The following is a 22,984-nucleotide window of genomic DNA, read 5'->3' as shown; positions in this document are numbered from 1 at the left end:
ATCAATTTTCCTTTATCTTTTGCGCCGCTTTCTTACCCACAAGCATTGCAAGATCTTTAAAATCAGCCTTATATATAGATTCAAAATTTCCATAATACGCTAAAAGTTTTTGTATAACCCCTGAACTAAGTCCTAAATTTGCAAGCTTAGAACTTTTCAAGTCCTGTTTTTTCTTAGTATTTTGATGAAAGCTGATAGCAAAACGGTGCGCTTCATCTCTTAATTTCTGTAAGAATTGTAGTTTTTTATCGTTAATACTTAAGCTAAATTCTCCTTTTAAGGAATGAATTTTATCCTTAGCACCTCCTTTAGCCCTATGTGCTTTTGCATCGATTTTTTCTTTTGAAATAGCTAAAATATCGATATTAGCTCCACTACTTACAATGATTTCTTTAGCCAAATCAAGCAAAGCCTTTCCTCCATCTATAAGCCATAAATCAGGAGGAGGTATTTTATCAAAGTCCAAAGCCCTACGCGTTAAGACTTCACGCATTTGTTCGTAGTCATTTTTATGTTTTAAATGAAATTTTCGATATTTTGACTTATCCCAAGAATTCATTCTATAAGTTACCATAGCTCCAACATTTGCCACACCTTGCAAATGAGAATTATCAAAAATTTCTATATCATTTGGTAAATTTTCAAGTTCAAAATAAGACTTTAATTCTTTTTGCATAGTAAAATCATGATTTTTTTGCTCTTTTTCTATATTTAAAAGGGCATTTTGAAAAGCCAAATCACAAATTTTTCTTTTTTCTCCTATTTTAGGGATTTTAATACTAATTTTTTTATCAAACCTTTGGCTTAAAATTTCTTCCAAAAGCACTCTATCTTCAAATTCTTCATAAACATAAATAACATTTGCAAGCAAAGGAATATCCATACTAAAATTTTCTAAAATCAATTGCTTATAAATTTCATTTTTATCCCATTGTATATCATTTTTTATAGGAGTAATCTTAGAATTTGCACTGATAATTTTTCCATTTTGCACCACAAAACGTAAGGTTGAAAGCATGGAATTTTCAAAGGCTAAAGCAAACACTTCAAAATCTTCTAATTTTGCAATATCTATTTCAACCTTAACTTCCAAATCTTTAATCGTTGCAATCTGATCCCTTACTTTAGCTGCTTCTTCGTAATTTTCATTTTGCGCTAAAACAAGCATTTGTTTTTCTAAATTTTTTATTAAAATACTAGGATTTAAAAGTGCGTGCATAGCCTCATCTAAAATTTCAAGGTATTTTTCCCTGCTGATGCGTTTATCACAAGGCGCAAGACAACGAGAAATTTGATAAAAAATACAAGGGGATTTACAACTTGCTTTTTGCTTTAAAGGATAGTATAAATAAAGCGCATCTAAAAGCTCTCTAGCGCCTTTAAAAAAAGGACCAAAATATTTGATTTTGCTTTTTTTTACCAATTTCCTAGTAATCTCAAAGCGTGGAAATTCTTCTTCAAAATCCACATAAATATAAGGATAAGTTTTATCATCTCTTAGTAAAATATTATATTTTGGATGCAGTTGTTTGATAAAAGAATTTTCTAAAATCAAAGCATCAGCTTCTGAATTAGTAGTGATAAATTCCAAATGCACTGTTTCTTCAATCATTTTTTGAATTCTTAAAGAATTTCTTGGATTTGCATGTAAATTTGGAGTAAAAGCAAAATAAGATTTGACACGATTTTTAAGATTTTTAGCCTTACCTACATATAAAAGCTTTCCTTCTTGATTGAAGTATTGATAAACTCCAGCGCTATTGGGAAGAGTTTTTAACTCATTTTCTAAATTCTCTTTAGTCAAGATTAGAACCCTTTTTGATAAGTTCTCTTAAATCTTCAAATTTCTTAAATAATTTTTCATCTTTAAAGCAATTTTTAAATTCACCCTTAGAAAGCTCCAAATAAGAATTTTTAGAGAGTTTTTCATCATTTTTGTTTTTATTTACTGCATAAGTGTATTTTTGGGAAAAGATTTTTATATCTTTTATATCAACAAATCCACTTAAAGGATATTTTTGTCCATATGCTTTTATGAGAAATTTAATATAAATTTTGCTATCATCATGATTTAATTCTTGATAAGCTGCTGGATGTAAGGTTATTATATTTAAAATATGATTTTTTACATAAATTTTAGCAATCAAACGTTGCTTAGCAAGCGGAAAAGAACTTAAAAAATCTTTGCAAAAAAATAAGGTTTTTAAAGGCTTATAATGAGGTTTATCCATCAATTCATTAATAACAGCACTAGCGTTTTTAGTCATCTTAATATTATTTCTTTTTCTCATAAGATGATTTTAGCATTTCTTTTCTTAATTTTCTTCTGTGCTTGCGGATATAAAGGCAACCCTCAATACACAAGCTATGAACAAAATGGCTCGGTAAAAACCATTAAAAAATACGAACAATTACATAGGTGGTAAATAATGAAAAAAGCAGATATTTTAGTTTTAGACTTTGGCTCTCAATACACTCAGCTTATAGCAAGACGCTTAAGGGAGCAAGGAGTTTATGCAGAAATTTTACCTTTTAATGTAAGCTTAGCCGATATTAAAGCAAAAGAACCAAAAGGTATTATTTTAAGCGGAGGTCCAGCAAGCGTATATGCAACTGATGCGTATTTTTGCGATAAAGGCATATTTGATTTAGGTTTACCTGTTCTTGGAATTTGTTATGGTATGCAGCTTATGGCGCATCATTACAAAGCTACAGTTGCACCTGCAGGACATAAAGAATATGGTAAAGCAAACATAGAAGTTAAAAAAGATAGTGCTTTATTTAAAAATCTTCCAAAAAAACAAACTGTTTGGATGAGTCATTCTGATAAAGTAGAAAATTTACCTCAAGGTTTTGAAGTTTTAGCCACAAGTGAAAATAGCCCTTTTTGTGTTTTTGGCAATGAAGATAAGAAATTTTTTGCCTTACAATTTCACCCAGAAGTGCAACACAGTGAATTTGGCAAAAATATCTTAAAAAATTTTGCTAAATACGCTTGTAATTGTGAAAGTGTTTGGAATATGGGTTCTTTTGCAAAAACTCAAGCAGAAAAAATCCGTGAAGAAGTAGGCAGTGATAAAGTGCTTTGTGCTGTAAGTGGCGGAGTAGATAGTAGTGTAGTTGCTGCACTTTTAGCCAGTGCTATAAAAGAGCAAGTTATAGTAGTTTTTGTAGACAATGGACTTTTAAGGAGCGGAGAAAAAGAACAAGTTGAATTTATGTTTAAAAATACCTTAGGTATCGATCTTATCAGCATTGATGCAAGTGAAATTTTCTTAAGTCGCTTGGCTAATGTTAGAGATCCTGAGCAAAAAAGAAAAATCATAGGAAATACCTTTATAGAAGTTTTTGAAGAAGAAGCAAAAAAACATAAAGATGTAAAATATCTCGCTCAAGGAACACTTTATACTGATATCATAGAAAGTTCTGTTGTAGGTGCAAGCAAAACCATTAAAAGCCATCATAATGTAGGGGGCTTGCCTGAAAAAATGAATCTTAAACTCATAGAGCCTTTAAAAGAAATTTTTAAAGATGAAGTGCGTGCCCTAGGACTTGAGCTTGGACTTAGCAAAGAAGTAGTTTATCGCCATCCTTTCCCTGGACCAGGGCTTGCTATACGCATTATGGGAGAAGTAAATCGCCCTAGCTTAGAACTATTGCGCAAGACTGATGTAATTTTACTTGAAGAACTTAAAAGCACCGGCTGGTATGATAAAACTTGGCAAGCATTTTGCGTACTTTTAAATGTTAAAAGCGTTGGGGTTATGGGGGATAACCGCACTTATGATAATGCAGTTTGTATACGCGTTGTAGATGCAAGTGATGGTATGACAGCTACTTTCTCGCATTTACCTTACGAAGTTTTAGAAAACATAAGTCGCCGTATCATCAATGAAGTAGAAGGTATAAACCGCGTTGTTTATGATATCTCAAGCAAACCACCTGCAACCATAGAATGGGAATGATCCATTTTTTCTAGCTCTTATTTTTATTATAAAATTTTTATAAAAATAAGGCTAGAATTTATTTAAGAAATTTCAAGGAAGAAATATGCATGGAAAAATAGCTATTTATATGGATTCTACAGGACGTGGAACCGTTACAAACTCAGCAAATACCTTTTTTGACTTCAATCGCCAAATTTGGAATGATAAAAAAAGTATGCCAAGTGTTGGTATGCTTGTGGAATTTAGAACTCTTTCTAGCGAAAAAAAAGCAGAAGACGGCAAACCCGTTCAAACAAGCAAAACCATAACGGGTATAAAACCTTCAAAATTTCAAGAATTTAAAGAAGGGGATTTTATCACTGAGCATGATTTTTGGAAAACTGATAATGATGATGAATTAGAAGACTTGCAAAACTCAAGAAGAAGTGCTTATATAACAGAACTCTATAGAACAACAGACTTTGACAGTATAGAAAAAATTCCTCTTTCTTTTACTATACCTCAAGCTATACAAAAATATTTTGCCCATGAAATTTTATCCGTAGAAACGCTTCAAGCCAATCTACAAGATGAAAAGGAAATTCCTTGCATACTTGATTATCTTATACTTAAAAGATTTTTATTTAAAGCTTATGATACTTTAATTTTTATGGATAATAGCATAGACCAAACCCAATTTAGCGCGTTAAAAAGTATCATGATGCATTTAGAGAATTCATATAAGCAAATGATAGCTGATCAAAAACCAAATATCACTAAAATTTTTAACGAAACTTTTTTATCTTTGCAGTGTCATTACCAAGCTTTAGTAGCCACCATAGATACAAGAAAAAATCGTCTAGCCTCACTTGAAGCACAAATGAAAACTTTACAATCTGAAATAAATCTTAAAAGTAATGCGGCCAATGTAGACCCTGAAAAACTTAAAGCACGACAAGAAAGATTGGCTAAGCTACAAAAAGAAGCAGAATACTACAGAACAACACTAAAAAGACTTGATGCTATAAGGGAGGATTTTTATAAGAAAAATTACAATATTTTCGAAAATGCTTTTAAGCTTTCACGAGAAAAGCTCTTTAAAAAAATTGTCACAGGTTTAAATCTATGCGCAACCATAATGGATGTTAAAATTTGGCACTTATCTTTAAAATCATCAGGGGTTAAAAATTCTTATTTTACTATGAGCAATATAGAAAATTCTTTCTGTTCTCTTTCTTTTGCAGAACATTACTTAAGTCGCTTAAATAAATCCGCTCTAAATCCTTTTGACCAAAAACTTTTAGTGTATATTCAAAAAATTACAAAAGAACAAAGAAAAAAATTTTTAGTTGTCACATCGGATTTAGATTTATTATGCAAATTAAAAATTGAAAACTTTTCACAAAATCCATATTATTTAGTAAAATACGCACCTAAAAAAGTGAATTATCAGTCTTTAATGCGTGATAACACCTTTGATATAGTCTATATTGATGAAAAACATGTTTGGGAAAATGTTGCCGATATTATTTTACAAGGAAAGCATTTTGACAAATCAGGAAAAACCAAATTTAAACTGATTTAAGACATAGAAATTTAAGCTAAATTAAGTTATAATTTCCTTGCCTAAACAGTTTGTGGTATTTAAAGTGATCCAACACATTTTTATTAACTGCGATTGTGTGATTTACCGTGTTCTGTGGCATCGTTTGAGCTTTGAAAAAAGCGAGAAGTTGCAGCCTTTAAAAATTACCTAGCGGTTTTCTTTGACTTTTTGGGGTCAATCTTTGTTAAACGGCTGTTTGGGTTTAAAAGGAGATATAAATGAAAATAATGATTTTGGGTAGTGGTGCAAGAGAATATTCTATTGCTTTAGCCTTAAGAAGAGTAGACAAAAATTTAGAGTTTTATTTTGCTCCTGGAAATGGCGCTACCGAAAGTCTTGGAACAAATTTAAACCTAAAAGATCCAGTAGTTTTAGCAACCTATGCAAAAGAAAAAGGTTTTGATCTTTGTATAGTAGGAAGTGAAAGTTTTTTAGCTGAAGGTGTTGTAGATATTTTTAAACAACAAGGACTTGCTATTTTTGGGCCAAGTAAAGCTGCTGCAATGCTTGAAACCTCAAAATCTTTTATGAAAAGCTTTCTTAAAAAATACCGTATCAAAACAGCTAAATTTTTAAACACAAATGATATTGAAAAAGCAAAAAATTTTATACATAGTTTAACCCCTCCTATAGTAGTAAAAGCCGATGGACTTTGCGCAGGAAAAGGTGTTATCATAGCTAAGACTCATGAAGAAGCCATAGAAGAAACAGCTAAAATGCTGAGCGGAGAAAGCTTTGGAGATGCTGGAAAACTCGTTGTAATTGAAGAATTTTTAGATGGTTATGAATTAAGCATTTTTGCAGTATGTGATGGCAATGATTTTGTTTTACTTCCTGTAGCACAAGATCATAAAAAATTACTCGATAATGATCAAGGGCCAAATACTGGCGGAATGGGTGCTTACGCTCCTAGCTCTTTGGCGAACGAAAGCTTGCTTAGAAAAGTTCAAAAAGATATTATTTTACCGACTTTAGCAGGCATGAAAAAAGAAGGAGCGGAATTTTGTGGTGTTTTATTTATAGGCGCTATGATCGTTGGAAATAAACCTTATGTATTAGAATTTAATGTTCGCTTTGGAGATCCTGAATGTGAAGTTTTAATGCCTTTAATCGAAAATCCTTTGGAACTTATTTTAGCTGCTACTCAAAGACGCTTAAGACACGCAAAAATCAAAATCAAAAAAGAATTTGCAGTAGGGGTTGTATGCGCGAGTGAAAACTATCCTTACAAAAGTTCACCAAAAAGTGAAATTACTGTAAATAACATTCCTGAAAACTCTCATATCTCTTATGCTGGAGTAAGCCTAGAAGATGGCAAATTAATGGCTGATGGTGGAAGAATTTTGGTTTGCGTTGGCACAGGAAAAAGTATAGAAGAAGCGCAAAAAAATGCTTATAAACTTTGTGATAATGTAAATTTCAAAGGAAAGCAATACAGAAAAGACATCGCTCATCAGGTTCTTAAATGAAAGAAAACTTACAAGACCGCTTAGAGCGTGAAAATCTAAAAATAGCAAGTTTTGGAAAAAGAGTTTTAGCTTTTTTAATCGATGATATGATTATTTCTTTGATTGTGTTTATCATTTTTTATGATCGTCTAATCCAAGCAAAAGATTTATTTGAAACAACTCAAATTATAGGAAATTTTTATCTTGGCTTCATCTTGCTTCATTTTAGTTATCAAGCAATTTTTACTTATCTTTATGGGGCAAGTTTGGGAAAAATATTATGCAAAATTATCATCTTGGATGAAAATCTTCTTGACAAACCCAATCTCATCCAAAGTTGCATCAGATCTGCCATAAGACAGGTTAGTGCTATGGCATTTATGCTTGGATTTGCTTGGGCTTTAAGTAATGATTTACGCAAAGCTTGGGAGGATTATCTAGCAAGGACAATAGTAGTCGATGTGGCGTAAATTTTCCCTATTGCTAGGAACTAGCATAGCTTTAAGTGCAGCACAAGTTGATATTTACGCTCTTGATGCAAAAAAAGAAGGTGATATTCTTACTGCAAACAATGATGTTATTATTTTTTCTGATTTTTATTTCATCACTGCCAATAAAGCAATTTACAATGAAAAAACCGGAGATGTTGAGCTTTTTGGCGATGTTAACATCCTAAGGGGACAAAACGAAAGATCACATTCTGATTATGCTAAAATCAACCTAAATTCCAATCAAGCCGATTTTAGTAATTTTTTCTTTTCCAATAATAATCTTGAAGTATGGTTTCAAAGCAAAACAAGCCATCTAAATGATAAAGTCTTTGAAAGTAAAATTTCAGCAGTTTCAAGCTGCAATGTTGAAGATCCTGATTGGGAAATTCGTTTTTCAAAAGGCTGGCTTAACCGGGAAACCAATTTTGTTCATCTTTACAATGCAAGATTATATGTTAAAAATACCCCGGTTTTTTATCTACCTTATTTTGGATTTAGTGCTGATACTCATAGACAAAGCGGACTTTTAATCCCAAAAATCGTTTTAAAAAGTAGCGAAGGCTTATACTATGAACAACCTATTTATATTGCCACTCAAGAAAATTGGGATTTAGAACTTGATCCACAAATTCGAACAAACCGTGGTTTTGGACTTTATTCTACTTTAAGATTTCTTGATTCTCCATATTCAACAGGAGAATTAAATTTTGGTGCTTTTAGAGAAAATAGCTCCTATTTTCACGATGAAAATTTGAAAAACCAAACCCACTATGGAATAGAACTAAAATACTCAAGAGATGATTTAATCAAATCTTTGCTCAGTGATAATTTTCAAGAAGGTCTATGGATAGATGCAACCTATCTCAACGATGTGGATTATTTAAATTTAGGAAGTAGAGATTATCGAGATCTTAACTCGCTTGTAACCTCCAAAATCAATTATTTTTTAGCTGATGAAAACAATTTTTATGGAGCTTATGCAAGATATTATATCGACACATCTAAACTTAGCAACAATACAACCTTGCAAGAATATCCAAGCTTTCAATATCATAGATTTTTAAATAACCTTTTTGATGAACGCTTACGTTATTCATTTGATGCTTCATTTCATAATTTTTACCGACCTGCTGGTTCTTATGCAAATAAGTTAAATTTAGACTTGCCTATCTCGTATCACAATGCTTTTTTTGGAAACTTTTTACACTTTACTTTTACAGAAAGATTTTATGCTTCTTTTGTAAATTATAGCAACGATCCCGAAAGAAACCATGAGCATTATTTTAGAAACACTCATGATTTTAATCTCTACACCGATCTTTCAAAAGCTTATGAAAATTTCTTTCATACTTTAAATTTAGGAGTGAATTACATTTTACCAGGAGCAAAATCAGGTAAAATCACGCAAGATTATCTTGAAGAATACGACAAAGAAAACGAACATACAAGTCTTTATGCTGTACAATATTTCTATAACAACGAAGGACAAAAAAAACTCAAACACAGATTTTCACTTGACTATCTCAATAAACAAAATAAATTCTATAAACTTGAAAATCTTTTAACTTATTATTTTAATGAAAACATCAATCTCAACAGCGAAGTGCTTTACTCTTATGAGCAAAGTCGCTTTACCAATGTCATCAGCCAAATAGAAGTCAATACAAATTCAAAATTTAATTGGATGTTTTCTCATGCTTATCAAAACGATGAGTATGGAAAATATAGCTTTATTGGCACAAGAGCAAATTATATTGCCACACCTAATTACAATTTATTTGGTGGAATTTGGTTTGATACTCAAAGAGCTCATGCAAACATGTGGGAACTTGGCTATACCTATCAAAGAAAATGTTGGAACTATTCTTTAATGTATAGAGAAAGAATCGATCCACAACTCACAAGTGGTGGTATCACAGCTAAAAATCAAAGCGGAGTTTATTTTATTTTCAACTTCTATCCTTTAGGAGGAGTAAAATACGATTTCTCTTTAGCAGAAAGTGAAAACAAAATTTAAAAAGGATGAAATTTGCTAAATATTTTAAAAAATTTTACGAATTTATTATCTGGTAAAAAAGGAAAAATAATGCAATACAGCATAGAAATTAACAAAAATACAGAAATATTTGATATAGATAAAGTCGCCAAACAAGCTGCTGGTGCTGTTTTAGTGAGACAAGGCAAAAGCGTTGTTCTAGCTACAGTTGCAAGAGAAGAAAAACAAGTTGAAGAAGATTTTTTACCTCTAACCGTCCAATACATCGAAAAAGCTTATGCCTCGGGCAAAATCCCTGGTGGTTATGTCAAAAGAGAAACCAAGCCAAGTGATGCAGAAACCTTAACAGCACGTATTATCGATAGAAGCTTACGCCCTCTTTTTCCAAAAGGCTATGCTTATCCAACTCAAATCGTTGTGATGGTTCTCTCAGCCGATCCTAAAGTAGATTTGCAAGTAATGAGTTTAAATGCCGCAAGCGTGGCACTTTATCTTAGTGATATACCTATGAAAGCTCCAGTATGTGGTGTTCGCATAGGAAAGATAGATGGAAATTTCATACTCAATCCAAACAATGAAGAGCTTCAAAATAGCACTCTAGATCTCTATGTAGCAGGTGTAAAAGATGAGCTTTTGATGATAGAAATGAGAGCCTTACCTGATCAAAAAGAAAATGAAATTTTTATCGAAGCTCCTTATGCTGATGTTTTAACTCAAACCACTTCACAAAATATGAATGAACTTAGCGAAGATGAAATTTTAGAAGCTCTAAATTTAGCTCAAAAAGCTATATTAAATGGCTCAAATGCCTATGAAGAAGCCTTTAGCAAACACAAAAAAAATTCTCAAATCGAACTAAAAAATGAGATTGAACATCCTGAAATTTTAGCTTTTATAGAAAATAATTTCCAAAAACAAATCAAAGAAGCCATCAACCAAATGGCAAAAAGCGAAAGAGCAAGCGAACTAAATAAAATTGCTAAAGAAATTTTAAATCTTGAAATCGCTAAAGACTGGAGCGAAGAAAGTATCTTAAATACCTTAGCTAAAGTCAAACGCAAACTTATTCGTGAGCAAATTTTAAATGAAGGCAAAAGAGCTGATGGTAGAAGTTTAAACGAGGTGCGTCCTATCAGTATAGAAACCAATCTCTTGCCAAACGCTCATGGCTCTTGTCTTTTCACTCGTGGACAAACTCAAGCTCTAGTGGTTGCAACCTTAGGCGGAGAAAACGATGCTCAAATGATAGACTTGCTTACAGAAAAAAATCCTATAAGCGAACGCTTTATGGTAAATTATAATTTTCCAGGTTTTTCAGTAGGCGAAGCAAGTCCTATCAAAGCTCCAGGAAGAAGAGAGCTAGGACATGGAAATTTAGCCAAAAGAGCACTTTATCCAAGCATAGATGAAAACTATCCTTATGTAATCCGCTTAGTCAGTGAAATTTTAGAAAGCAATGGCTCAAGTTCTATGGCAACGGTTTGTGGCGGATCTTTAGCCCTAAAAGCAGCAGGAGTGCCAAGCTTAAAACTTGTTGCAGGAGTAGCCATGGGGCTTATCTTTGAAGATAACAAATTTGCTGTTTTAACAGATATCATGGGACTTGAAGATCATGATGGGGATATGGACTTTAAAGTAGCAGGAAGCAAAGACGGCGTTACTGCTCTTCAAATGGATATAAAACTGGGCGGAATCGATCAAGAAACACTAAAACAAGCTTTATACCAAGCCAAAGAAGGAAGAATTCACATCCTAAATATCATGGAAGAAGCCGCCAAAGAAATCGTAGTCAATGAAGAAGTTTTACCTAAACTTGAGCTTTTTAGCGTTGATCCTTCAAAAATCGTTGATATCATAGGGCAAGCTGGAAAAACCATCAAAGAAATCATAGAAAAATTTGGCGTTTCTATAGACTTAGATCGCGAAAAAGGTGAAGTAAAAATAGCAGGTAATCAAAACGAGCAAATCAAAGCCGCAAAAGACTATATCATAAACATCACAAGCTCTCAAAAAGGAACTAAAAAAGGCTCTAAAGACAAAGATATATCAGACTTTGAACTTGGGCAAGAATTTCAAGGTATTGTTAAAAAAATCGCTCCTTTTGGAGCCTTTGTGGAACTTAAAAATGGTGTTGATGGTTTATTGCATAGTTCAAAAAGCAAGCATCTTAATTTAAGCGAAAACCAAAGCTTAAAAGTTAAAATCAGCGAAATTAAAAACGGAAAAATTTCTGTGGATTTGTGCGAGTGAGTGAATTTCTAACTCACCCTTTTGAGCCTTTTTTTGACAAGGATTCTAAAATCTTAATTTTGGGCTCTTTTCCTTCTATCAAATCAAGACAAGACGGCTTTTATTATCAACACCCAAGAAATCGTTTTTGGCCTATACTAGAAACACTTTTTGATGTAAAATTAGAAAATATCACAGAACAACAAGCCTTTTTAAGAAAAAAACATATCGCTCTTTGGGATGTACTTCAAAGTTGCAAGATAAAAAATTCAGATGATAAAACCATAAGCTATGCAAAAGCCAATGATTTAAACCTGATCCTTTCTCAAGCCAAAATCCAAGCCATTTTTACCACCGGACAAAGTGCTTATAAATTTTTTACTAAATTTCACTCTCATTTAAAAGCCATAGCCCTACCCTCAACTTCTCCTGCAAATTTAAATTTTTCTTTTGAACAGCTTTTACAAAACTATGAAATAATCAAAAAATTTACAAAATAACAAACTAAGCATCACTCAAGCAAGAAAAGAAAAAGCTAGTTTACATCTAGCTTTTGTGTGTTATCTTTAAATTCAAATTCTACTCTCTTAGCCCCAAAACCTTTAGCAATAGCTTCTAAAGTATCCTTAGCACTTTTATGAATTTTGCTTTCTAAATTTTGGATAAGATTTAAAGACAAGTCTTTAACCTCATCTTTGGCTTCTTTTATGAGTTTGTTTTTATCACTTTCGCTAAAATTAATTCCCGTACTATTGATAGAATCAGGCAGTAAAAAAGGTAAAAATTTAGCATTTTTTTCATCATAAAATTTCATATCTATGATGCTGTGTTTGTATCTACACTCTGGCATGATGATCTTATAAGCATCGTCCCCTAAAGGCAAAATATCAAAGTTTTTATCCCTTAAATCATACAAGAAAGTGATCTCAAATTCAAAAATCAAAGCAATCTGTCTTTCACTCAAAGACCATCCTAAAAGATTTTTCCAAATTCCATTAAAAGCACTATCTTTTTTAGTGACAATCTCTTTGCTAAAAACCTGAAAAACACTTAATTCTCCTATGGATTTAAGCTGCATGATATCGCTAAAACTTTGCGTGCTTTTTTCTTCTATTTTAGGGCTTTTGTACTGCCTAAAAAGCACTATAAATAAAAGCACAAGCAAAATCATCACTAAAACAAATAAAATCATTTCCATTTTAAACCTTTCTAAATTTATAAACCTTGATTTGAAAAGATATATTTTTTCTCAAACGCTAAGAAAATAAAAGCATTAATGATAAAAATCAAACACACAAAAGTAAAAACAAATTCCACGCTAAAATGCGAAGCCATAAGCCCTCCACCAAAAGCACCACAAAAATTTCCCAAAAATTGACAAGTTTGATTAAAACCAAAAATCACACTTAAATTTTTAGCACTCACGCTTTTTTTAAGCAAGGCATTCACACAAGGCAAAAGCCCTCCAAGCCCTATACCTATAAGCAAACGTACGAAAATAAGCATATAAACATTACTTGCTACAGCCTGCAAATAAAAGCAAATTCCACAAAATATCAAAGCTCCAAAAATAATCTTACTAGGCCCTATCTTATCAGCGATTTTTCCAAGTTTTGGTGCGAAAAAAAGATTGCTAATCCCACTTGCAGCCACCACTATACCCGCCCAAAGAGCTAAAGTTCCACCTTGATGAATTTGCTCAACATAAATACTTAAAATCGGCATCACTCCAAAAGTACCAAATTGTATCACAAAAGTAGTGATAAAAAGAACGATGATAAGGGTTTTGTTTTCTTTTACTTTTTGGGTATTTTTCTTCGCCTCTTTTTGAATTTTTCTTTCATGGATGAAAAAATAAATCGTCACAAAAGAACAAGCGATCAAAAAAGCCACCACATCAAAAACCGCACTAATGCTAAAAAATTCAGCCACAAAGCCACCAAACAAAGGCCCAAGCAAACTTCCACTTATAGAAGCCGTAGAAAGAGTTCCTAAAGCATAAGCCACTTTTTCTTTAGGTGCTATCACAGCGATAAACACAACAGCAGCAGAAGTAAAACCTGAAATTATCCCTGTTAAACCCCGCACAAAAACCACTTCTAAAGCACTATGAGCAAAACTGAGCCATAAGGTTAAAACCGACATCCCAAAACTTGCACGAAGAAGCATATTTTTATAACCATACTTTGCACCCAAAAAAGCCCATAAAGGCGAAAAAACAGCCATAAAAAGCGGAGTGATCCCAAAAGCAAGTCCTGAATAAAACGCTATTTCACTCGTATTAACATGTCCTAGTTCTTTGATATAAAAAGGCAAAATCGGAGCGATTTGACTAAGCCCCATACTTGTGGTAAAAACACCAAACCAACACACAAGCAAAGTTCTATTGAAATTTTCCATGGATTTTATTGTATGATATTTTTTATAATTTTTAATTAAAACTCAAGGATAAAAATGAAAAAAATACTCTTTATATGCTTAGGCAATATATGCCGTTCGCCTATGGCAGAATTTATCATGAAAGATCTTGTCAAAAAAGCAAATTTAGAAAAAGAATTTTTTATAAGCAGCGCTGGAACTTCAGGAGAACACGATGGAGAAGGTATGCACTATGGCACCAAAAACAAGCTTGCCCAACTTAACATAGAACACAAAAACTTCACAAGCAAAAAACTCACTCAAAAACTTTGCGATGAAAGCGATTTTTTAATCACCATGGACAATTCTAACTTCAAAAATGTTTTAAAAAACTTCACCAACACCCAAAACAAAGTTTTAAAAATCACTGATTTTAGTCCTAGTCTAAACTACGATGAAGTCCCTGATCCTTGGTATAGTGGAAATTTTGATGAAACTTATAAAATTTTATCCCTAGCTTGTAAAAATTTACTTGTTTTTTTATCAAAATAATTTAAAACAACTATATATTACTTCTCGTTTACTTTTTAGACTTATACTTCTAAACGAACCGAAAAACATTCATAAGAAAAACTCCTTAAAATTACACGCCTAGCTTAAATCCCTTTAGCTAGGCTTTTCTTTAGATGTTTTTATCCTTCAGATTTAAAATTTTTACTATTTTAAGTGCTTCTTAAGAAAAAACTCCAAATTTATGTGCTACAATTACGATGTTTTATTAATTTTTGACAAGGAGAATTCTCATGAAACTAGTTAAACTTAGTTTAGTTGCAGCTCTTGCTGCAGGTGCTTTTTCAGCAGCTAACGCTACTCCACTTGAAGAAGCGATCAAAGATATCGATGTATCTGGAGTATTAAGATACAGATATGAAAGTAGCAATCCATGGAGCAATGATAATTATGGTTCTGGTATTTCTGGTAAACAAGATCATAAATACAGAGCACAAGTTAACTTTAATGCCGCTATAGCTGATAACTTCAAAGCTTTTGTTCAATTTGACTATAATTCGAAAGATGGTGGTTATGGTGAAAATAGCATCAGCAACACAAGTGATACCTTAAGTGTTCGCCAATTATATTTAACTTATACAAATGAAGATGTTGCAACAAGCGTAATCGCTGGTAAACAACAACTAAACACTATCTGGACTGATAATGGAGTTGATGGTTTAGTTGGAACAGGTATTAAAGTAGTAAACAACAGCATCGATGGTTTAACTCTAGCTGCTTTTGCAGTAGATAGTTTCAACGAAGCTTCAGACTCTACTGTAATAATCACTCAAGAACCTGGTAGTAACAAAATTACAGGAGTTCAATTTAATCGTGGAAATCCTCAAGGTGATAGCGATACAAGCGGTGCTTTAAACTGGGATAAAAATCTTTATGGTGCTGCTGCCATAGGTTCTTATGAATTCTTAGGTGGACAATTTAATCCTCAATTATGGTTAGCTTATATGAGTGATAATGCATTCTTATATGCTGTAGATGCAGCTTATAGCACAACTATCTTTGATGGAATCAACTGGACTCTTGAAGGAGCTTACCTAGGAAATTCCTTGGATAGCAAACTTAAAAATGCACTTTCAAATCAAGCAGCTAACGGTAATTTCTTCGCTTTAAGAGGTAGTGTTGAATTAAATGGTTGGGATGCTAGCCTTGGTGGTTTATACTATGGTAAAAAAGATAAAGTTACTTTAACCACAATTGAAGATCAAGGTAATCTTAGCTCTTTGCTTGCAGGTGAAGAAATTTTCTATACTAATGGTTCTAATTTAAATGGCGATATTGGTAGAAATATCTTTGGTTATGTAACTGCTGGATATACTTTTAATGAAACAGTTCGCGTTGGTGCTGACTTTGTATACGGTGGAACAAAAACAGGGGAAATTGGCAATGGTGGTAAGAAACTTGAAGCTGTTGCAAGAGTAGATTACAAATACTCTCCAAAACTTAACTTCTCAGCATTCTACTCTTATGTAAATGTTAATACAGATCCTGAAAGCACTCATCACGATGCTGTAAGACTTCAAGCTCTTTACAAATTCTAAGGGGTTTTCAAGTTTAACTTTAAGGCGGGGTAAAACCCCGCCTTTTTTTATGCCTGATTTTTAAAACTTAAATTTATATAAAAAAAGATTTTCCCAAGCTAAAAAGCTTTAGGAAAATTAGGACTTAAACCAATTAGCGATTTTTTCAAAAAGCCCTTTTTGCTCTTGATGCATACCATCTTTGATACCAAAACTTTCACTTAGTTTTTCTAAAAGTTCTTTTTGTTCATCGTTTAAAGAAGTTGGGAATTTGATAGAAATTTGAACGATTTGATTTCCTATGCGAGAACTATGAACATCTTTTACTCCTTCTTTTTCAAGAACAAATCTTTGCCCATCTTTAGCACCCTTTGGTAAATTTAAGGTCGCTTCACCGCGTATGGTAGGTACTTTTATACTCTCTCCTAAGATAGCTTGAGTAAAAAACACTGGAAATTCTATATATATATCATCATCATCTCTGATAAAAGTATCATCTTCGGCAGCGATAATCTTAACATACATATCCCCTCTAGTGCCATTTTTTAAGATATTGCCTTTAGCATTGACACGAAGTTTCATACCTGTATCTACACCTTCTGGGATATTAAGTTCTACACTATCTTTGCTTTCATTATAACCTAAACCTTTACAATCGCTACATTTTTCACTAGCTTTTTCTCCACTTCCTTGACAATCAGGACAAGTTTGTGCAAAAGTGATAAAACCTTGAGAAATTCCAACTTGTCCTCTACCTTGACACTTTGGACAAGTTTGAAGTTTTCCATCTTTAGCCCCTGTTCCATTGCAAGTTTTGCAAGAACATTTATAAGTAAAGTCTATATTTTTCTTGCAACCAAAAATCGCTTCTTTAAAACTTAATTTTAAATTAACGATAAAATCGGAAGGGATTTTCTCATCATTTGAACTCTTTCTACGACGCGATGATGAGCCAAAGCCTTCTCCAAAAAAACTAGAAAATATATCTCCTAAATCCTCAAAACCACCAAAACCTGAGCTATTAGAACCAAATCCACCGCCTTTTAAAGCATCTTTTCCATATCTATCATAAATAGCTCGCTTTTCATCATTACTTAAAACTTCATAGGCTTCATTAACAAGCTTAAATTTCTCTTCTGCTTCTTTATCGCCTTGGTTTCTATCGGGATGGTATTTTAAAGCCATTTTTCTATAGGCTTTTTTTATGGTTTCTTTATCAGCATTTTGCGTGATTTCAAGAATTTCATAATAACTTATTTCCACATTATTCCTTTAAAAAATTTAAAATTTTGCTAGAATTTTAATCTTAAAAATTCAAAAATCTAATTTTAGCAAAAATAAAATCAATAATTTATCAAATTTTAAATAAAATTATGCAAATATTATAAATCTTAGATAAAATTTAAAGGATGCTAAAATGATTAATGTGTTGATGATAGAAGATGATCCTGATTTTGCGCAATTATTATCTGAGTATTTAGCGCAGTTTAATATTAAAATCACAAATTTTGAAAATCCTAAAAGCGCCTTAAATGTAGGCGTTCAAGGCTATGATTGCCTAATCTTGGATTTAACTTTACCAGGAATTGACGGTCTTGAAGTTTGTAGAGAAATCAGACAAAAAAGCAATATTCCCATTATTATCTCATCAGCTAGAGGCGACTTAAGCGATAAGGTTGTAGGGCTTCAAATTGGTGCTGATGATTACCTACCAAAGCCTTACGATCCAAAAGAAATGTATGCAAGGATTATGAGTCTTATTCGTCGCACAAAAAGAGTTGAACACGCAAATAATGAAAATATTAATTCTGCTTTCAAAATCGATGAGAGAAGGCATGAGATCACCTATGAAGATAAGGTTTTAACACTTACTCCTGCTGAGTTTGAAATTTTAGAATACCTTATCCAACAGCACGGATATAGCGTTTCAAGAGAACAGCTTGTAAGTCGCTGTAAAAATCTAAAAGATAAAGATTCTAAAAGTCTTGATGTTATCATTGGTCGATTAAGAGTAAAAATAGGAGATAGTTCAAAATCCCCAAAACATATTTTTTCTGTTAGAGGTATAGGATATAAACTAATAGGATGACAAAAAATTATTCTATTTATACCAAGCTAATTATTTTATTTGTTGTTACTTTTTTCTTAGTTTGTGTGCTTTTTATCGTTCTTTTGAAAATAGAAGGAAGTGCTTACAACGAAGAAGAAAGTTTAAAACAAGAAAATCTTATAAAAAATTTACTCATCTCCTATGAAAACACTTCAGGTGCTAAAATAGGATCCTATCTTGAAAATAGCGGTTTTAATACTATACAAAATCCCTATCTTGTAAAAAGCATAAGAAATAATGGACAATCACTTTTTAAAGCAAATGGAGAATTTTGCACCCTTTCTTCTTTAAAATATCATAGCAATCTTTATTTTGATGTTCAATGTAAAGATTTTGATGGCTTATATGAAGAAAATACTAGCGATAGAGTTTATAATCTTTTATTAATAGGATTTTTTTCTTTTTCTTTGTTGGTTGTTTTTATGTATTTTTCGGTATTAAAATCTTTAGAACCTTTAAAAAAATTAAGAAGGCAAGTTGCTAAAGTTGCAAATGGGGAGCAACCTGATTTTTTAGATTATCAAGAAGATGAAGTAGGAAAAATCGCCTTTGAATTTCAAAAAGCTTTTAAAAAAAATCAAGAATTAATCCAATCAAGACAACTTTTCCTAAGAACAATCATGCATGAGTTAAAAACCCCTATAGGAAAAGGGAGAATTATTTCTGAAATGATCAAAGAAGACAGACAAAAAGAAAGACTTATCGCTATATTTTTACGTATGGATTCTTTGATCAATGAATTTGCCAAAATCGAAAATTTATTTTCAAAAAACTACAACTTACACTTTAAACCTAGTCGTTTTAGCACTATACTTGAGGAAGCTAAAGAACACCTTATGAGAGATGATTTTAATAAAGTTGTAAAAGTTGATATTAGATATGATGCTTTAATCAATGTTGATATGGAAATTTTCTCTGTAATTTTAAAAAATCTTATCGATAATGCCTTAAAATACTCAAACAATGGCACTTGTGAGCTTTTTTGTTGTAAAGAATGTTTTACCATTAAAAATCCAGGCAAGCCTTTAGCAGAGCCTATAGAACATTATCTTGAAGCTTTCGCAAGAGAAAAACACAATCAGGTCAAAGGTATGGGACTAGGACTTTATATAGTTTCAGAGGTATGTAAACTGCATAATTTTGATTTGATTTATTTTTATGATGATGGAAAGCATTGCTTTAAAATTTTCTTTGGAGATAAAGAAAAATAATGGCAAAAGGCCTAGAAAAATTCAACGAACTTGTTGAAAGTTTTGCAAATTTACCTACCATAGGGAAAAAAACCGCCATAAGGCTTGCTTATCACCTTTGCATAAATAATCAAATCAATGGTATGAAACTCGCACACAATATAGAAAATGCTATCCGCTTTATAAAACCTTGTGAGCAATGCGGTGCTTTAAGTGAAAATGAGCTTTGCGAAATTTGCAGCGATGAAGAAAGAAATAAAAACATTTTATGTATAGTTGAAAGCCCAAAAGATATACTAACACTCGAAGAGAGTCAAAGCTACAATGGGCTATATTTTGTTTTAGATGAGTTAAATGAAGAAAAACTTGAAAAACTAAAGCAAATCATACTTAAGCTAAATATCTCTGAGCTCATTTTTGCATTGACACATAGCATTAATTCTGATGCAACTATCTTTTTTATAGAAGATAAATTTAAAGATTTAAACCTAACTTTTAGTAAAATCGCTCAAGGAATTCCAAGTGGTGTAAATTTAGAAAATGTGGATTTAATCTCTTTAAATAAAGCTATGAATTTTAGAACAAAAATTTAGAAATTTTTATAAGAAATATCAGCTAATTCTTGCAAAGAAAAATCCGCAATCTTTTCATAAACAAAACCTTCCTTGCTTAAAAAATCAAGTAAAGTTTTTTCCATGATTTTAGCCCCTTGTATAAGCTCATCTGAGAGCTTAAAACTCATCGCTTCAATACGCTTTGGCACACAAGCTAAGATGTGTGTTTTAGGCAAATCTCCTGCAAGTTCCATGTATTGCAAGGTTTGAAGCATTTCTATTTCATGAGCACTTCCACTCCAGCTAATTTTATTAGGCATAGCATCATAAGGAAAGAAAAATACATCTCCTATACTCGCATCTTGCGCTTCTATGCAGTCTAAAACGATAAGTCTATCGTACCTAGCGATGATATAGCTAAGTTGCAAAGCTAAAGTTCCACCATCAATAAAATCTAAAGTAAATTCAGGATGAGTGAATTTGTAGTTTTTTTCAAGTTGTTTGCAAAGATGAACGCCTAAGCCTTCATCTGCAAACATGATATTGCCTATTCCAAGGACTAAGAATTTCAATGTTTTTCTTCTTTTACAAATTTATATCCGCTAATAATAGCATCCATAGCACCATCTTTACCTTTTACTGCGTTAAAAATCGCCATGTAAATATGTACTGGTACAAAAATCATAATCACCCACATCAAAATTCTATGATAAGTTCTTACATCAGCCAAACCGCCCATTGCAGCTTCAAGTGGTCTTAAAATATGATATAAAAGCCCACCTAAGCCCTCATGGTAAGTATGAGTATAAAGAATAAGCCCTGTAAGAATGATACCTAACATCACAAGATAAAAGAAAAAATAAGTTACAAATTGCAAAGGATTATAAACCCCTTTTAAATGCGGATGTTTTCCTAAGAAAATGTAAAATTTTACTTGTTCTATCCATAATTTGATATTAAAAATATCCCATACACTTCTGCGTTCTTTTGCACTTACCTTGTCACAAAAAAACAAATATACTTTAAAAATAATACAAGCGATTAAAACAAAACCCACCGCTTGATGTACTAAACGGTATTTTGCTTGCATAAAATTTACGGGTTCGCCGTTACTAATAGGACTTTGAAACACATAAGAAAGATAATATCCTGTGCCAATAAGAATCACTATAGCAATAGCTCTTACCCAGTGCGTTAAACGCAAACCTATGCTAAATTCATATTCAGCTTTTCTTTGCAATTTTTCTTCTTTGTTTTGCATGAAAGCCTCCTTATAAATTGACATTCACTTTATATTCGCTTAGATTATTGCCCTTAGTATCCATTACATGCACCGCACAAGCAATACAAGGATCATAAGAGTGAATTTTTCTAATGATTTCAAGCGGTTGTTTTACATCAGCGATTTTAAGTCCTATCAAACATTGCTCATAACTTCCACCTACGCCATTTGCGTCTTTTGGACTTGCATTCCAAGTAGAAGGCACCACAGCTTGCCAGTTTTCAATGACGCCATTTTTAATTCTACACCAATGACTTAATGTTCCGCGTGGCACATGCCCCATATAGCGTCCTTTGTATTCTTTAGAATTATCGATCACATAAGGCGCGCAAGTACTCTGATCTACTTTTAAATTTTCAACTAAATTATTAAACGCTTTTAAAGCATTATTTGCAACGATTTTTGCTTCAATACAACGCGCAGCTGTTCTTCCAAGTGTACTAAATACAGCATTTAAAGGAAGTCCTGTTTCTTTTAAGAACTCATCTACTACAGGAACAACATTTTGATTACCTTTGGCATAATTTACAACGATATTTGCTAAAGGTCCTACTTGCATAGGGTTTCCTTCATAGCGTGGAGCTTTAATCCAACTATATTTACCCTTAGTATCAAACACTTTAGAATGAACATTATTTCCATGATGATCTACGCTTTCTCCATCTACAAGTCCTGTATAATTTGGATTTGTTTTGCCATCATAAGGATGTAAAGGTTCATTGTCTGCATACCAAGAATGAGTTGCCTCTTCAGTAATCTTATCTTCTTCTACTTCATAAACCTTGCTTAAATCTCCATTTTTGATAATACCACTTTCAAAAAGCCACTCATCTCTTCCGATTTGGAATTCTTTAAAGGTGTAAAGATTATTTACCCCTATATCATTTAAAACGCTTGCTTCATGTGCATAAGCTTTTCCTGCCATCACAAGATCAGGATAATACGCACGATTAACAAAGTCTTGTACTTCTTGGAATTTAACCATATATTCACCCATTCTTGCAGGATCAAGTAAATCCATAACGCAAGTTACACCACCAACAGTTAAGCTTTGTGGATGTGGATTTTTAGCTCCAAAAATCGCCATACATTGAGCAATGATTCTTTGGATTCTTAAGCATTCTAAATAGTGAGAAAGAACGATTAAATTTTGCTCAGGACTTAAACGATAAGTTGGGTGACCATAGTACGCATTAGCAAAAGGTCCTAAATTTCCTTTATCTACAAAAGTTTTAAGTCTTTGTTGCACTTCAAGAAGTTTATCCGCACCTGTTGCATAAGGATTTGGAGTGTATTTAAAAGCTTCATCGCTTGCTTTTTTAACATCAGCACTTAAAGCACTTACCACATCAGCCCAATCAAGCCCATGAAGTTGATAAAAATGCACGATATGATCGTGTAAAAATAAAGCTGCATTCATTAAAGTTCTTGTTAAAAGCGCATTTAAAGGTGGAGTAATACCTAAAGCATTTTCAACAGCAACTATACCTGCTTTATAATGTGAAAAAGTACAAACTCCACAAATTCTTTGTGTCATAAAACCCGCATCTCTTGGATCACGCCCTTTTACTATGGTTTCAATACCACGCCACAAAGTAGAGCCAGCATAAGCTTCTTTTACCACATTGTTATCATCAACAACAACTTCAACTCTTAAATGCCCTTCAATTCTTGTAATAGGATCTACGATTATTTTTTGACTCATTT

Annotated in this window: 20 protein-coding genes; 12 read left to right on the top strand and 8 right to left on the bottom strand. The window is 32.4% G+C overall.

Annotation, left to right across the window (positions count from 1 at the left end; translation table 11 throughout):
- Position 1: 1 nt before the first annotated feature.
- Together uvrC and ELQ12_RS00290 are read right to left on the bottom strand one after the other, a co-directional pair.
- Complete coding sequence (gene uvrC / locus ELQ12_RS00295; protein WP_126219642.1) at positions 2 to 1,804, bottom strand: excinuclease ABC subunit UvrC; 1,803 nt, start codon at positions 1,802 to 1,804, stop codon at positions 2 to 4.
- Positions 1,797 to 2,291: a hypothetical protein gene (locus tag ELQ12_RS00290; protein WP_004305626.1), complete on the bottom strand. Its 495-nt coding sequence runs from the start codon at positions 2,289 to 2,291 to the stop codon at positions 1,797 to 1,799. Before ELQ12_RS00290 ends, uvrC begins: the two co-directional genes overlap by 8 nt.
- A 138-nt stretch (positions 2,292 to 2,429) precedes the next feature.
- Between ELQ12_RS00290 and guaA the strand changes: the two genes are divergently transcribed.
- From guaA to ELQ12_RS00255, 7 genes are all read left to right on the top strand, one after another.
- Positions 2,430 to 3,965, top strand: a complete 1,536-nt coding sequence (guaA, locus tag ELQ12_RS00285) for a glutamine-hydrolyzing GMP synthase (protein ID WP_070252823.1) — start codon at positions 2,430 to 2,432, stop codon at positions 3,963 to 3,965.
- 85 nt (positions 3,966 to 4,050) lie between these two features.
- Positions 4,051 to 5,511, top strand: a complete 1,461-nt coding sequence (locus ELQ12_RS00280; protein ID WP_070240383.1) for a hypothetical protein — start codon at positions 4,051 to 4,053, stop codon at positions 5,509 to 5,511.
- A gap of 239 nt (positions 5,512 to 5,750) precedes the next feature.
- Positions 5,751 to 7,001 (top strand): phosphoribosylamine--glycine ligase, encoded by a 1,251-nt coding sequence (purD, locus tag ELQ12_RS00275; protein WP_070283097.1) that lies wholly within the window; start codon positions 5,751 to 5,753, stop codon positions 6,999 to 7,001.
- Positions 6,998 to 7,450, top strand: a complete 453-nt coding sequence (locus tag ELQ12_RS00270) for an RDD family protein (RefSeq protein ID WP_002871012.1) — start codon at positions 6,998 to 7,000, stop codon at positions 7,448 to 7,450. The genes purD and ELQ12_RS00270 overlap by 4 nt, the downstream gene beginning before the upstream one ends.
- Positions 7,440 to 9,488: an LPS-assembly protein LptD gene (locus tag ELQ12_RS00265; protein WP_134264490.1), complete on the top strand. Its 2,049-nt coding sequence runs from the start codon at positions 7,440 to 7,442 to the stop codon at positions 9,486 to 9,488. Before ELQ12_RS00270 ends, ELQ12_RS00265 begins: the two co-directional genes overlap by 11 nt.
- Before the next feature lie 69 nt (positions 9,489 to 9,557).
- Positions 9,558 to 11,717, top strand: a complete 2,160-nt coding sequence (locus tag ELQ12_RS00260) for a polyribonucleotide nucleotidyltransferase (RefSeq protein WP_134264489.1) — start codon at positions 9,558 to 9,560, stop codon at positions 11,715 to 11,717.
- Positions 11,714 to 12,196 (top strand): DNA-deoxyinosine glycosylase, encoded by a 483-nt coding sequence (locus ELQ12_RS00255; protein WP_002861949.1) that lies wholly within the window; start codon positions 11,714 to 11,716, stop codon positions 12,194 to 12,196. Before ELQ12_RS00260 ends, ELQ12_RS00255 begins: the two co-directional genes overlap by 4 nt.
- Positions 12,197 to 12,231: 35 nt before the next feature.
- Here the strand turns inward: ELQ12_RS00255 and ELQ12_RS00250 are convergent, their stop codons facing one another.
- A complete protein-coding gene (locus ELQ12_RS00250) occupies positions 12,232 to 12,894 on the bottom strand; it encodes a DUF4230 domain-containing protein (protein ID WP_070210324.1) in 663 nt (220 codons plus the stop codon).
- A 17-nt stretch (positions 12,895 to 12,911) separates the two neighbouring features.
- Positions 12,912 to 14,096, bottom strand: coding sequence for an MFS transporter (locus tag ELQ12_RS00245; RefSeq protein WP_070285141.1), 1,185 nt, complete (start codon positions 14,094 to 14,096; stop codon positions 12,912 to 12,914).
- 54 nt (positions 14,097 to 14,150) lie between these two features.
- On the opposite strand from ELQ12_RS00245, the gene ELQ12_RS00240 reads away from it, so the two are divergent.
- Both ELQ12_RS00240 and ELQ12_RS00235 read left to right on the top strand, forming a co-directional pair.
- Complete coding sequence (locus ELQ12_RS00240) at positions 14,151 to 14,606, top strand: low molecular weight protein-tyrosine-phosphatase (RefSeq protein ID WP_002853170.1); 456 nt, start codon at positions 14,151 to 14,153, stop codon at positions 14,604 to 14,606.
- A 251-nt stretch (positions 14,607 to 14,857) separates the two neighbouring features.
- Entirely contained in the window at positions 14,858 to 16,162 is a 1,305-nt protein-coding gene (locus tag ELQ12_RS00235; protein ID WP_044780119.1) for a major outer membrane protein, read from the top strand.
- 117 nt (positions 16,163 to 16,279) lie between these two features.
- Here ELQ12_RS00235 and dnaJ read toward each other — a convergent pair whose 3' ends face one another.
- The gene (dnaJ, locus tag ELQ12_RS00230; protein ID WP_044780120.1) at positions 16,280 to 17,404 is read right to left on the bottom strand and encodes a molecular chaperone DnaJ; all 1,125 of its coding nucleotides are present in this window, start codon (positions 17,402 to 17,404) and stop codon (positions 16,280 to 16,282) included.
- Between the two features lie 154 nt (positions 17,405 to 17,558).
- Between dnaJ and ELQ12_RS00225 the strand changes: the two genes are divergently transcribed.
- The 3 genes from ELQ12_RS00225 to recR are packed head-to-tail and all read left to right on the top strand — an operon-like array spanning position 17,559 to position 20,034.
- Positions 17,559 to 18,230 (top strand): response regulator transcription factor, encoded by a 672-nt coding sequence (locus ELQ12_RS00225; protein WP_002861955.1) that lies wholly within the window; start codon positions 17,559 to 17,561, stop codon positions 18,228 to 18,230.
- Positions 18,227 to 19,462, top strand: coding sequence for an ArsS family sensor histidine kinase (locus tag ELQ12_RS00220; RefSeq protein WP_044780121.1), 1,236 nt, complete (start codon positions 18,227 to 18,229; stop codon positions 19,460 to 19,462). The genes ELQ12_RS00225 and ELQ12_RS00220 overlap by 4 nt, the downstream gene beginning before the upstream one ends.
- On the top strand, positions 19,462 to 20,034 hold the full coding sequence (gene recR, locus ELQ12_RS00215; protein ID WP_134264488.1) for a recombination mediator RecR: 573 nt from the start codon (positions 19,462 to 19,464) through the stop codon (positions 20,032 to 20,034). The genes ELQ12_RS00220 and recR overlap by 1 nt, the downstream gene beginning before the upstream one ends.
- Here the strand turns inward: recR and ELQ12_RS00210 are convergent.
- From ELQ12_RS00210 to ELQ12_RS00200, 3 genes are read right to left on the bottom strand one after another with little or no spacing between them, the layout of a single operon-like run.
- Positions 20,031 to 20,567 (bottom strand): HyaD/HybD family hydrogenase maturation endopeptidase, encoded by a 537-nt coding sequence (locus ELQ12_RS00210; protein WP_044780122.1) that lies wholly within the window; start codon positions 20,565 to 20,567, stop codon positions 20,031 to 20,033. The genes recR and ELQ12_RS00210 overlap by 4 nt on opposite strands.
- Positions 20,564 to 21,256: a Ni/Fe-hydrogenase, b-type cytochrome subunit gene (gene cybH / locus ELQ12_RS00205; RefSeq protein ID WP_002855770.1), complete on the bottom strand. Its 693-nt coding sequence runs from the start codon at positions 21,254 to 21,256 to the stop codon at positions 20,564 to 20,566. Before cybH ends, ELQ12_RS00210 begins: the two co-directional genes overlap by 4 nt.
- A gap of 10 nt (positions 21,257 to 21,266) precedes the next feature.
- Positions 21,267 to 22,982: a nickel-dependent hydrogenase large subunit gene (locus tag ELQ12_RS00200; protein WP_004305674.1), complete on the bottom strand. Its 1,716-nt coding sequence runs from the start codon at positions 22,980 to 22,982 to the stop codon at positions 21,267 to 21,269.
- Positions 22,983 to 22,984 lie beyond the last annotated feature (2 nt).

It is taken from the genome of Campylobacter sp. US25a, from assembly GCF_004379075.1.
Lineage (GTDB): Bacteria > Campylobacterota > Campylobacteria > Campylobacterales > Campylobacteraceae > Campylobacter_D > Campylobacter_D jejuni.
This window is presented reverse-complemented; position numbering and strand designations above follow the sequence as displayed.